Source organism: Paenibacillus sp. plas6, assembly GCF_057221655.1.
Genome location: NZ_CM170151.1, coordinates 2,947,981 through 2,959,692 on the forward strand (window position 1 = coordinate 2,947,981; position 11,712 = coordinate 2,959,692).

Annotated in this window: 11 protein-coding genes and 1 CRISPR repeat array (1 of these 12 only partly in view); of the genes, 7 read left to right on the plus strand and 4 right to left on the minus strand. The window is 39.0% G+C overall.

Features of this window, described 5'->3' with window-relative positions; translation table 11 throughout:
* A CRISPR array of direct repeats spans window positions 1-84; the repeat unit is 32 nt; unit sequence GTCGCACTCCATGTGAGTGCGTGGATTGAAAT (it extends 1,765 nt beyond the left edge of the window).
* A 564-nt stretch (window positions 85-648) separates the two neighbouring features.
* From AC2TDL_RS13165 to AC2TDL_RS13175, 3 genes are all read left to right on the plus strand, one after another.
* The gene (locus AC2TDL_RS13165; protein WP_484696546.1) at window positions 649-1,440 is read left to right on the plus strand and encodes a DUF4097 family beta strand repeat-containing protein; all 792 of its coding nucleotides are present in this window, start codon (window positions 649-651) and stop codon (window positions 1,438-1,440) included.
* 151 nt (window positions 1,441-1,591) lie between these two features.
* Window positions 1,592-2,134 carry an RNA polymerase sigma factor gene (locus AC2TDL_RS13170; RefSeq protein WP_484696547.1) on the plus strand — a complete coding sequence of 181 codons (543 nt, stop codon included), beginning with the start codon at window positions 1,592-1,594 and terminating at the stop codon, window positions 2,132-2,134.
* Window positions 2,131-2,901, plus strand: coding sequence for a hypothetical protein (locus AC2TDL_RS13175; protein WP_484696548.1), 771 nt, complete (start codon window positions 2,131-2,133; stop codon window positions 2,899-2,901). The genes AC2TDL_RS13170 and AC2TDL_RS13175 overlap by 4 nt, the downstream gene beginning before the upstream one ends.
* A 96-nt stretch (window positions 2,902-2,997) precedes the next feature.
* On the opposite strand, the gene AC2TDL_RS13180 is transcribed toward AC2TDL_RS13175, so the two are convergent.
* Complete coding sequence (locus AC2TDL_RS13180; RefSeq protein ID WP_484696549.1) at window positions 2,998-4,377, minus strand: aldehyde dehydrogenase; 1,380 nt, start codon at window positions 4,375-4,377, stop codon at window positions 2,998-3,000.
* A gap of 94 nt (window positions 4,378-4,471) precedes the next feature.
* On the opposite strand from AC2TDL_RS13180, the gene AC2TDL_RS13185 reads away from it, so the two are divergent.
* From AC2TDL_RS13185 to AC2TDL_RS13200, 4 genes are all read left to right on the plus strand, one after another.
* Window positions 4,472-7,711, plus strand: coding sequence for a hybrid sensor histidine kinase/response regulator (locus tag AC2TDL_RS13185; RefSeq protein ID WP_484701183.1), 3,240 nt, complete (start codon window positions 4,472-4,474; stop codon window positions 7,709-7,711).
* Between the two features lie 224 nt (window positions 7,712-7,935).
* Window positions 7,936-8,280, plus strand: coding sequence for a YojF family protein (locus tag AC2TDL_RS13190; RefSeq protein WP_484696550.1), 345 nt, complete (start codon window positions 7,936-7,938; stop codon window positions 8,278-8,280).
* 956 nt (window positions 8,281-9,236) lie between these two features.
* The gene (bshB2, locus tag AC2TDL_RS13195) at window positions 9,237-9,899 is read left to right on the plus strand and encodes a bacillithiol biosynthesis deacetylase BshB2 (RefSeq protein ID WP_484696551.1); all 663 of its coding nucleotides are present in this window, start codon (window positions 9,237-9,239) and stop codon (window positions 9,897-9,899) included.
* Between the two features lie 11 nt (window positions 9,900-9,910).
* Window positions 9,911-10,447, plus strand: a complete 537-nt coding sequence (locus tag AC2TDL_RS13200; protein ID WP_484696552.1) for a DUF402 domain-containing protein — start codon at window positions 9,911-9,913, stop codon at window positions 10,445-10,447.
* Between the two features lie 132 nt (window positions 10,448-10,579).
* Here the strand turns inward: AC2TDL_RS13200 and mnhG are convergent, their stop codons facing one another.
* Genes mnhG through AC2TDL_RS13215 form a run of 3 tightly spaced genes read right to left on the minus strand, consistent with a single transcriptional unit; the run spans window position 10,580 to window position 11,701 of the window.
* Window positions 10,580-10,963: a monovalent cation/H(+) antiporter subunit G gene (gene mnhG, locus AC2TDL_RS13205; RefSeq protein WP_484696553.1), complete on the minus strand. Its 384-nt coding sequence runs from the start codon at window positions 10,961-10,963 to the stop codon at window positions 10,580-10,582.
* A complete protein-coding gene (locus AC2TDL_RS13210) occupies window positions 10,941-11,225 on the minus strand; it encodes a Na(+)/H(+) antiporter subunit F1 (RefSeq protein ID WP_484696554.1) in 285 nt (94 codons plus the stop codon). The genes mnhG and AC2TDL_RS13210 overlap by 23 nt, the downstream gene beginning before the upstream one ends.
* Window positions 11,225-11,701, minus strand: a complete 477-nt coding sequence (locus tag AC2TDL_RS13215) for a Na+/H+ antiporter subunit E (RefSeq protein ID WP_484696555.1) — start codon at window positions 11,699-11,701, stop codon at window positions 11,225-11,227. Before AC2TDL_RS13215 ends, AC2TDL_RS13210 begins: the two co-directional genes overlap by 1 nt.
* Window positions 11,702-11,712: the final 11 nt, after the last annotated feature.

The following is an 11,712-nucleotide window of genomic DNA, read 5'->3' on the forward strand; positions in this document are numbered from 1 at the left end:
AGTGCGTGGATTGAAATTAAGTTCACGCTCTGCACATTAATGCAATAAAAGAGTCGCACTCCATGTGAGTGCGTGGATTGAAATACATACATGCTAGTAAGCATAATAGTCGTTTTGTTGTCGCACTCCATATGAGTGCATGAATCGAGCGAAGCGATTTGTCCCACCCCATGCCAATTCATTTTTTCTTAATTTTTATCTCTCCATGGATGAAATTTACAAAAAGGGAGGGCTGTTATGAACAGATATGTTTTGTATATAGTTTCATCAGTCCTTTTAATCATTGTGCCAATATATCTTCTTCTATATGGCTTATGGGATGCGCGGCAACCTAAATAGGATCTATGGGCAATGGTGTTGTATCTCCATCTTTCCAGCAGCTTGTCCCCATTTTTTGTACTGTACTTTCAGGTATTATTAATTTGTCTGTTGCAATATATCGTTATATCAAGCAGAGACAATCAAAACAAAAGGATACTGACAATACTAGAAAATAACCATAGCTTTTCTTACAAATTAGTAGCCCGCTAATATTTCTTGAACCCGCCTTTAGTCCAGTATTAAAACTAGTCGTTTGGCTGTATCTGTGCTTCTTCTTTCTGCGCTATGATGGTTAAAGTTAGCAAATGGAAAAAAGGAGTACGGATTATGAAACAAACGATTAAATTTACTTGTATTGGTTTAGCGCTAGTGCTTATGCTTGCTGGTTGCGGAGTTGACGTTGCAAACGTAGCTACTAAAGTGATTAGTGAAGGCTCTGGCGCAGGTGAGCTAGTATCGCAAGAAAAACAAACTTTTAATAAAGAGCAATTTGATGCTGTTGAAATCAAAACGGATATAATGGAAATCATCGTTATGCAAGGAGATAGTGATGAGGGAACGGTTGAGCTTTTAAGGGATAGTAATTTAAAAGATGAGTTAACATTACACACTTCTGTTGCGAACTCTGTATTAAAAGTAGAGATTACGACAAAAGACAAGCTCTTATCTATCAACAATACTGGCGAGCGCAAGCTAATTGTTACGTTACCAAATCAGCATCATACATCAATTGATATTGAAAATGATATTGGTATGGTAAAACTTGATGACATTACAGTTAGTCAAGCATCTATAAAACTGGATACTGGGATGATTACAACGCAGCATGTTGAAGGAGAGCTTGCACTTAAAGTTGATGCCGGTGAAATTAGGATTGAGCAAGCAGCTACTGAACATCCAATTAACGCAGCTACAGATACAGGAAATATTGATATTTCTTTTGCTGAAACACCAGTGAATGCAACGTTTGAGTTAATGGTTGACATCGGTAAAGTTGAACTTGACATAGACGATGTAACATATGAGAAAAACTATCATTCGATCATTAAAGCGAAGCGGGGAAATGATGGTCCACTTATTAAAGCGACCGCTGAAGCTGGAGAGATTAGCGTAAAATAATAAATATTAATATTTTTGGATAAATTGAATAAAATAGCGGGCTGCTTGCATTATACAAGCAGCTTTTACTTTTTTTATAAACGCGAAAACTTTTTTGAAACTTGGCGGGTAATGTATATAGCTTAACGTTAAGAGAAGGGAGAACAGGAGCTTGAATGACAACGAACTGATGGTTTTAGTTAAGCAAGGCGAAAAAACAGCATTTCGTAAAATATATGATCGCTATTATGAATATGCAGTCCGCGTTGCAACAATTGTATTGCGCAATCAATCCTCATTAGCTCTAGATGCGGTACAGGAAGCATTTATTCGCATTTACCGCAATGCAGCAAGTTTTCGCGAAGATCAATCCTTTAAGCCTTGGTTTTATACGATATTGCTTAATGAATGCAAGCGGATTGCTGCTAAACAAGGCAAGCATATTGTCGCTAGTAATGAGACGTTAAGTGCATTCGAACGGGGCGATTACGACCAGCATATGTTCGAGGAATATGAGGAGCTGTACAGGGAGCTGCAGCAACTAGAGGAACACAATCGCATACCAATTATTTTGAAGTATATGCATGATTTTAAGGATCAAGAAATTGCCGATACGTTAGGAGAAAATATTAATACGATTAAGTCTCGTATTTTTAAAGCAAAGCAAAAGCTAAGACAACGACTGCAGACCGTATTTGGAGGTGGAGAAGAATGAAAGATGAGCAATTGGATGAGGCAATGATAAACGCCATGAACAAACATACCGACTCCATGTTACAGCATAAGGAGGAGATCTGGAGAAATATTGAGGAGGAGTTATTTATGACACAATTAAGCAGAAAAACGACATATGCTCACAATAAAAAGAATAAAGGAATTGGCAAGAAAATAGGCTGGATAATTAGTATTGCTGCAGCTGCCAGTATCATTGGCATATTTACGACAACGAATACGGGTCAAGCTTTTGTTGAGCATATTAAGCAATATTTTGAGCCCAAAAAGCAGGTAGAGGAACATATTGAAGGGACGCCAGAGGAAAAAGAAGTAGTGTTACAGGATACGAAGTCTGGCTATGTGATTTATATTGATGAGGAACGCTACAAACTAATTGAGGAGGAAAATCGCGATGTTATTGTGCCTAAAACACCGCTTGATGATAGCTATCCAGAGGTTTCGATGAGCATTGAGCAGTCTGAAGATGAAACACCAGAGCAAGCTGTAGAGCGAATGAAAGCGGAACTAGCCACGCAGTATGATACTGTAAATGAACCAGTTGAAGTTACTGAACCGCTAAAAGCTACATTAATTCATGCAATAGATGGAGGGAAAGAGTGGGATGATCCTGTAGCTCAAGTGTATGTTCTGTCCAATGAGCGGGGAGGCAGCTTTATTATTACAGAAAAATATTTCTTAGAGGCATCGGAAGGTCATGGCGCGCGCTTCCATTATATGCTGCAACAATTTACCGTTGTTGAGGAATAACTTTTTATATGAATTAGATAACGTAGTTAGGTATAAATATACCATCTGTTACAAGCATAAGAGTCTAAGCCTATTGTAAATAGACTTAGGCTCCGTTTATTTAAAAAACATTTTTAAGATTTTTAACCCATTTTTCATATTTGGATAACGGAAAGGGAGATCGAATGCTGTTGTTTGCTTTAATACGCTTTTATAATGTGTAAACGTGTCAAAGCTATATTTGCCATGATAAGCTCCAATTCCGCTAGCACCAACCCCGCCGAACGGTAAATTTGGATTAGCAATATGGAAAATGGTATCGTTAATACATCCGCCGCCAAATGATATCTGTGTTACAATCTGCTGCTGAACTTGCTTGTTTTCAGAAAATAAATATAATGCCAAAGGATTAACATGATGCTGAATTCCGTTTATGACCTCATCAAGTTCATCATAAACCATCATTGGCAGCAGCGGACCAAATATTTCTTCCTGCATAATTGGCACGCTCCAATCGATTTGATCGATTAGTGTCGGTTCAATAAGCTGCTTTTCTTCATCATACCCACCGCCAAATACAATTTGACCATCCTGTAAAAAATTTTTTAAGCGATGAAAATGCCGAGAACTAATGATTTTCGTGTAGCTATTGTTTTCAAGTAAATGTTGACCATATAGCAACTTTACTGCTTCCCGCAGCTCAGCGACAAAAGCATCTCGTACATTACGATGAACATATAAATAATCTGGAGCAATGCAGGTTTGTCCAGCATTTAAGTATTTCCCCCAAGCAATTCGTTTTGCGGCTAGCTTAAGATTGGCATCGTGATGAATAATGCAAGGGCTTTTTCCTCCAAGCTCCAATGTAACAGGAGTTAAATGTTTAGCTGCTGCTTCCATAACGATTTTGCCAACGTTCTGACTTCCTGTGAAAAAGATATAGTCCCAGCGCTCAGCAAGCAGTGACTGATTTACTTCAATGCCGCCTTCAACAACGGCAACATGCTGCTTTTCAAATGTGTTTTCAATAAGTTTGCGAATAATGCTTGATGTATGCGGAGCAAGCTCAGATGGCTTAATTACTGCACAATTGCCAGCAGCAATCGCCCCAATTAACGGTGCAAAGGCAAGCTGAAATGGATAGTTCCATGGTGAGATAATTAAAGCTACACCATACGCTTGAGGATATATATAGCTTTTAGAGCCTAAATGTGTAAGCGGGGTTTTTACGCGTTTCGGTTTACTCCATCGTCTAATATTTTTCAGACATATATTAAGATCTTCAAGCACAATGCCGATTTCAGTACTATATGCTTCTAATTCTGATTTATTAAGATCAGCATTTAGAGCCTCCATAATCTGTCGCTCATATTGAACAATTGCATGCTTAAGTTTTTGCAATGCCTTGATTCGAAAGGCGATAGAACTCTTAAAATCATTGTTCATTTTACTAAAAAATTGCTTCTGTTGCTGAATGAGATTTCTATATTGTTCCATAATTGCACCCCTTAATTTAGAATGGGATTTCCTAGTTTCTTAATTTCGTGTATATTAAATTAGTTATACCTTTTTGTAAGGAGTATTTCAATTGATGAAAGTGCTAACTAAACGAGCAATTTTGCTTAATTTAATTGTCCTGCTGCTGTTCGTTGTCGTGCTAAATGTTGCTCGCCTATTGTGGATTTCAGCTTTTGAGCAGGGGGAAACCCGCTATGCCAAGCATGGGATTATTGACCTGCGTGATTGGGATTTACAGGGCAAAAAAACATTTTCACTTGACGGAGAATGGGAGTTTTACCCGCATCAGTTTATTGCCAGTGAGCCGTCAAATGAAACGTCTACGCCAAGTTATATTTCTGTTCCAGGAAATTGGAGCAGCTATCTAAATCCTGATAATCCTACATCATTTGGCTACGGCTCCTATCGTCTTACAGTTTTAGTTAATCCAGAGCTAAGACAATCATTAGCCATTCAAATTAGTAGTATTAGAAGTGCCTCTAAGCTATATGTAAATGATGTCCTAATAGGCACAATGGGTACGACAGCAACGCAAAAAGAGCAATATACTCCATATAACGTACCGTATCGAGGTACCTTTACGAGTGATCAGGATGGAAAAATTGAAATAATTATTGAGGTTGCTAACTTTGTTGATGTACGAGGCGGCGGACTTATTCGCTCGATTAAATTTGGTACAGAGCAAGCGATTTTAAGTAACTATAATACAGCGACTAGTATGCAACAGCTTGTAGCGTTTGTCTTTGCTTTACATGCGATCTATGCGATGATTATTTATTTTGCATTTCCAAGACTATCTTCGCTGTTTTGGTTTTCTATATTTGTCATTAGTCTAACTACATTACTTTTGGTTGGCAGTGAGGAGAAGCTGCTGCAAGTATGGTTAGGTTTTAGTTATAAAACAGCATTTAGATTAGTATTGCTATCTGTTGCCATGATGCTGGTGGCATTGTACCAGGCGATTTCTCCGTTTTTATTGGCTCATCATCGAAAAGTATATTATGTTATCCAGGCGATTAATGGATGCGGAATAGTAAGTGCGCTATTTTTGCCATTCGATCTTGTAATGATCATTAATAATTTCTACTCCTATATTATGTTAGTTGTTGTGACGATTAGCATAGTTGTTTATTTGTGGAATATCAATCAAGGATACAAGACCAATCACTTATACTTTATCTCCTTTTTTGCAGTATTAAATCATATGTTATGGTGGATGTACAATCTGTTTACTGGACAAAAAGTGATGTACTACCCGTTTGATTTAATTATCGCAATGACGTCCTTTTCAATACTATGGACGAGAGGGTATATACGAACATTTAAAGAAAAAGATTTGCTTACAGAGAAATTGCAGCGTAACATTGCGCAGCGAGACGAATTTCTCGCCAATACATCACATGAGCTGCGTAATCCTTTAAATAGCATTTTGAATGTGGCTCACGTCATTTTAGAGCGAGAAAAGCAAACCTTATCACCGCGCAGTATTAATGATTTGAATAATGTTGTTACTGTTAGCAAACGACTTTCTTTAATGCTTAATGAGTTGCTAGATACGATGAGCTTACAGGATGGAATAGGACGATTACATTTTGCTCCAATTTCCTTACATAAGCTTACGGTCGGTGTAACAGATTTACTTACTTATAAGCGTCGTTCTGAAGATGTGCATATTGTAAACAGCATTGATGCCGATTTCCCTAAAGTATGGGGAGATGAAAATCGCACCATTCAAATTCTATATAATTTGCTGCATAATGCTCTGAAATTTACACGTAAAGGAAAAATAGAAATTTATGCTAAGCAGCAAGGGGAGTATGCGTTAATTTCCATTTCTGATACAGGTATTGGTATGGATCAAGAAACATTAAGACGGATATTTGAACCATATGAGCAAGGTGAATCTGCCAAAATTATGGAAGGCGGATTTGGTTTAGGTCTTAGCATTAGTAAAAAGCTAGTGGAAATGCAGGGAGGCGTGATTTCTGCCAAATCAGAGCTTGGTTTTGGTTCAACCTTCTGCTTTACATTACCGCTTGCTACTACTGCTCAATTACAGCAATTTGCTGAATTAGATTCTATTGCCCATGAGCATGGGAATGATGGGAAATTTGAAACTGATGACAAGCTTCAATTGCTAGATGGCTCGATAATGAATAGTAATAGAGATGGAAATGAGGCGTTCTTACTAGATAAGGAAATAGCAGCAACAGTTGAGCAAGTTGCTATTGAAGCTCCAGAGAAGTTAAATCCCTCTTCTAAAGATAAAGATGAGCAAATGCAAGGTAATCTAATCTCTGCTGCCAATAAGCAGATGAAGCTATTGCTTGTCGATGATGATAGTATGAATCTTAATATTCTTGAAGCGATCTTAGAGGGCGAGCAATTCTCTATTACATGTGTGCAGTCTGCGCTTGAAGCCCTAAATTATATTGACAACGGCGAATGGGATTTAGTCATTTCTGATGTCATGATGCCTGAAATGTCGGGCTATGAATTAACAAGACAAATTCGTCAGCAATATTCGTTGGCAGAATTGCCTGTATTGCTGTTAACTGCAAGAAGCGGCCCAGAGGATTTGCAGCATGCCTTTGCTAGTGGCGCTAATGATTACGTGCGTAAGCCATTAGATGCCAACGAAATTCGCTCACGTGTCTCTGCATTAACAAGTGCTAAGCGAACATTTAGCGAGCGACTGCAGATGGAAACTGCTTGGTTGCAGGCTCAAATTCAACCGCATTTCTTATTTAATACGATTAACTCAGTGATCGCTTTAAGTGAAATTAATCTTGAGCAAATGAGAGAGCTGCTTACAGCATTTAGCAGCTATTTGCAAAGCAAATTCTCTTATAACCACTTTATGGATAAAACATCAATTGAAGAAGAATTGAATTTAGTGCGAACCTATTTATTTATAGAGCAAGCACGATTTGGAAAGAGATTGCAGGTGCAGTGGAAAATAGATGAGGGCATAGAGTTAGAGCTGCCGCCATTAACAATTCAGCCTTTAGTTGAAAATGCGATTCGTCATGGCATTATGCCGCTTGCTAAAGGCGGCACCGTTACGATTGCGATTGAAGAGGGCGCTGTCGGATACACAATTTCGGTAAGCGATAATGGAGCTGGTATGGATGAAGAGAAGCAGCAAACGTTATTGCAAGCTGCCTCGACTTCAAGTAGGTCAGGAGTTGGATTAGTGAATGTAGAGCGTCGCCTGCAATGGCATTATCATAGCGGACTAACAATTCAATCCAAGCCAGGATTAGGCACCGTGATCTCATTTAAAATTCCTAAATCAAGGCTTGATAACTAAGGGGAGAAGTTATTTCTAGTAGACTAATCAAATTATTCTTTTATAATAACTGCTAGCACGAAATCGCTGAAGATATGTTATTCTAGTACTGTTGGAATAACATAGTATCAGCTTCTGCTAGCAGTTTTTTAATAATGTGTCGATGCGTCTACATGGTTTATAATGAAAATTACTTTATATATTATCGAAGGCGTATAATTGAAGAAAAGGGGAGGATGAAGAAGATGATACCAATTCAAAAGTCTTTGGTTCAAGAACAAATAGATTCCTTTAGAAATACACCTGTATACATTCACCTTGAATTAACGATGGGCGCTTATGCCACTCATAATGACAGCAGTAAACATCCTGCCGCCAATTTTATTAAAAATGCAGTGATTCAGTACTCACATGGTTCAATAGAAGGAAACGGTCCATATCGCGTTGGCTTAAAGCTAGAGCATGGTTGGGTTTATACAGAAGGATTGACTCATGCTGTAGAAGACGAAGCAGGAAGAATTGTTCTGCACGGCATTAATAGTGAAGGAAAATTAGTCGTAGCTTTGCAACTAAGCAAAACCCCTTTCTAACAAGGAGGGCATGAAATCAGTTTAACGAAGCGCTAAATGAGGAACGTCGAACTAAATTGACATACAACTTTCTGCAAAGCGAAACCAACAAACAACATCGAAGTTTTACTCACAAAAATCACCAGCGAAGCTCAACCACTCAATAAGCGACTTTTTCCGAAGGAAAGTGGAGCGCATTGAGTTGGTTGAGCGAAGCGCCGAAAGTGGAGTACAAGGGTAGGAGACAGCGCAGAAAATGCATGGCAAAAAGAGGCGTCGAAGCCCTCGCACACAAAAATCACCAGCGAAGCTCAACCACTCAATAAGCGACTTTTTCCGAAGGAAAGTGGAGCATATTGAGTTGGTAGAGCGAAGCGCTGAAAGTGGAGTGCAAGGGTAGGAGACAGCGCAGAAAATGCATGGCAAAAAGAGGCGCCGAAGCTCTCGCACACAAAAATCACCAGCGAAGCTCAACCAGCTCAATAAGCGACTTTTTCCGAAGGAAAGTGGAGCGCATTGAGTTGGTTGAGCGAAGCGCTGAAAGTGGAGCATATTGAGTTGGTAGAGCGAAGCGCTGAAAGTGGAGCGCAAGGGTAGGAGACAGCGCAGAAAATGCATGGCAAAAAGAGGCGCCGAAGCTCTCGCACACAAAAATCACCAGCGAAGCTCAACCACTCAATAAGCGACTTTTTCCGAAGGAAAGTGGAGCGCATTGAGTTGGTAGAGCGAAGCGCTGAAAGTGGAGTGCAAGGGTAGGAGACAGCGCAGAAAATGCATGGCAAAAAGAGGCGTCGAAGCCCTCGCACACAAAAATCACCAGCGAAGCTCAACCACTCAATAAGCGACTTTTTCCGAAGGAAAGTGGAGCGCATTGAGTTGGTAGAGCGAAGCGCCGAAAGTGGAGCATATTGAGTTGGTAGAGCGAAGCGCCGAGAGCGCTATAAGATAGCTTGACGAAGTAAAAGGAGGCATCCATTATGTTTGAACGTATATTAGTCGTATTGCCTCATCCAGATGATGAAGCATTCGGCATGTCAGGAACTTTAGCAAAATTTATTTCAGAAGGGGCATACGTGACCTATGCTTGCCTTACTTTAGGACAAATGGGGCGAGCACTTGGTAAACCACCAATTGCTAATCGCTTGACATTACCTAGCTTTCGCGAGCAGGAGCTAATTAAGTCCTGTGAGGCGATTGGAATTCAAGATCTTCGTATGCTCGGTTATCATGATAAAACAATTGAATTTGAGCCGAAAGAAGATCTGGATGCAGTGATTCGCGGACTGGTAGAAGAGGTTAAACCGGACCTTGTGTTAACCTTTTTCCCAGACTATAGTGTGCATCCTGATCATGATGCTACTGGTGCATCTGTTATACGTGTACTAAAGCAATTGCCTGCTGATCAGCGCCCACTTACTTGGTGCGTAGGCTTTGCCCATAATATGGTTGCCGATAACGGAGAGCCTGATGTAGAGATTGATATTAGTGACTTTATTGTTAATAAATACAATGCACTTGCGGCTCATGCTACCCAGTTCCAAGTTAGTGATATGTTTGGAAAAGTTGATCTTCATTCTGAAGAAGCTAAGCAACGTTTCGGTAAAGAGCGTTTTTGGACTTATAAATTTGAAGATGAATAAAGGAGCAGCCGATGAACAAGCCAATTACAATTCAAGCCTATAAATATCCCAATAGGCTGCATTATGAATGGCCAGCGGAAATTATAGAGATTACCGATCAGTATGTGATGGTGTTATGTCGTGCTAAGCGTCAATTTTTCCATCATACGAAAGGTAAAACTTTTACAATGCCTTATCCGTCAATTGAAGTATTTTTCTTCGAGCAATGGTATACTGCAGCAATTACGTTTCAGTCGGAAAATCGCTTAATGTATTATTGTAATATTGCTATGCCTGCAAAGCTTGAGAATGATATATTATCATTTCTTGATCTTGACCTTGATTATTTGAAAGAGCCTGATGAGGATTGGAAAGTGGTTGATCGAGAGGAATTTGAAGCACATCAACAATTGCTCGGTTATTCTAAGGAGTTAATTCAACAAGCTGAGCAAGGATTGCTACAATTGCAGCAGGTTGTAGCTAAACAACAGTTCCCATTTGATGGGAGCATTAATTACGAATTGTTAGCAGAGAAGCTATCTAGTGAAGCATTAATTAAGCAGAAATAAATGATAAGACAAAAGGCACATAATAGATAAAATAAGCTACTCCATATGCTAGAAATAATGCTTGGATATGGAGCTAAGCTTTATCTATCGTGTGCCTTTTTAATTAACTAATTAATATATTAGCTTTCTGCCTTAAACTGGACGTACCTTTTCTTCATCCATCGCTTTTTTGGTATGCAGCTCTTTTAAGTCATCCTGTACACTAATTGGCGCCAGTGGAGAACCATAGCGATGGGCGGAGCGAATAACTAGATGACCTGCAATTGGCGCTGTTAAAAATACAAAGACAATGCCAAGCAGTAGACGAATACTAGATACACCATGCGTAAATAAGAAGTAAATAAATGCACCTAATAAAATCGACAATATTCCAAGCGTTGCACTTTTTGTAGTAGCATGTGCTCGATTATAAACATCAGGTAAGCGCAGAAGACCAAAGCAGCTCAGTAAGCTCATTGCCGTACCGAACAAGATTAGGCCTGCAACAATCCACTCAATCACCACGTTTCCGTCCAATCACAACACCTCTTTCCATATATCTGCTTAAAGCAATTGTGCTTAAAAAAGCAAGAATCCCAATAAGCAGAATTGTTTCTAAATAAGCATGTGAATCGAGATAGATCGAAAGCGTCGCTACAATGCCAATAATAATATAGCCAACTGAATCAAGGGCAAGAATTCGATCGTGTACAGTGGGTCCTTTAATGATACGATATAGCGTAAGCAGCAGCGAGAGCGACAATAAAAACATCGCAATAAGCATAATAGATTTAAACATTATCGCATCACCTCTAAAATTGCATTTTCAAACCGACGCTTTGTTTTACGAATATTGTTATGAAAATCATCAGCATCCATCGCATGAATGTACATCACTTTAGCATCTTTATCAATTTCCATCACGACTGATCCTGGGGTTAATGTGATTAGCGACACAAGTAAGCTAATTTCAAAGTCACTTTCAAGGATCGTCTCAGAACGATAAATGCCGGGTTTTATTTTTAGCGTAGGGCGAACAATTTCTTTTAAAACAACAAGACTAGATTTGAATAGCTCGACAATAAACAGCCATAACAGTTTAAGGATTGCAATTGCCTTTTTACCATAAAACGGAGTATTAAAGGTTCGGCGTAAAGATAAAATAATGATAAAACCAATAATATATCCGACAGTAAAGTTAACGACATCCCAACTTTCTTTAAGCAGCATCCATGTTATGGCAATTAACAGATTTATTAAAATTTGTGTGGTCATTGATTAACACA

Excerpts from the sequence above, each read along its gene's own strand:
- AC2TDL_RS13165 (WP_484696546.1), top strand. The coding sequence starts at position 649 with ATGAAACAAACGATTAAATTTACTTGTATTGGTTTAGCGCTAGTGCTT.
- AC2TDL_RS13175 (WP_484696548.1), top strand. The coding sequence starts at position 2,131 with ATGAAAGATGAGCAATTGGATGAGGCAATGATAAACGCCATGAACAAA.
- AC2TDL_RS13180 (WP_484696549.1), bottom strand. The coding sequence starts at position 4,377 with ATGGAACAATATAGAAATCTCATTCAGCAACAGAAGCAATTTTTTAGT.
- AC2TDL_RS13185 (WP_484701183.1), top strand. The coding sequence starts at position 4,472 with ATGAAAGTGCTAACTAAACGAGCAATTTTGCTTAATTTAATTGTCCTG.
- AC2TDL_RS13190 (WP_484696550.1), top strand. The coding sequence starts at position 7,936 with ATGATACCAATTCAAAAGTCTTTGGTTCAAGAACAAATAGATTCCTTT.
- bshB2 (WP_484696551.1), top strand. The coding sequence starts at position 9,237 with ATGTTTGAACGTATATTAGTCGTATTGCCTCATCCAGATGATGAAGCA.
- AC2TDL_RS13200 (WP_484696552.1), top strand. The coding sequence starts at position 9,911 with ATGAACAAGCCAATTACAATTCAAGCCTATAAATATCCCAATAGGCTG.
- AC2TDL_RS13210 (WP_484696554.1), bottom strand. The coding sequence starts at position 11,225 with ATGTTTAAATCTATTATGCTTATTGCGATGTTTTTATTGTCGCTCTCG.
- AC2TDL_RS13215 (WP_484696555.1), bottom strand. The coding sequence starts at position 11,701 with ATGACCACACAAATTTTAATAAATCTGTTAATTGCCATAACATGGATG.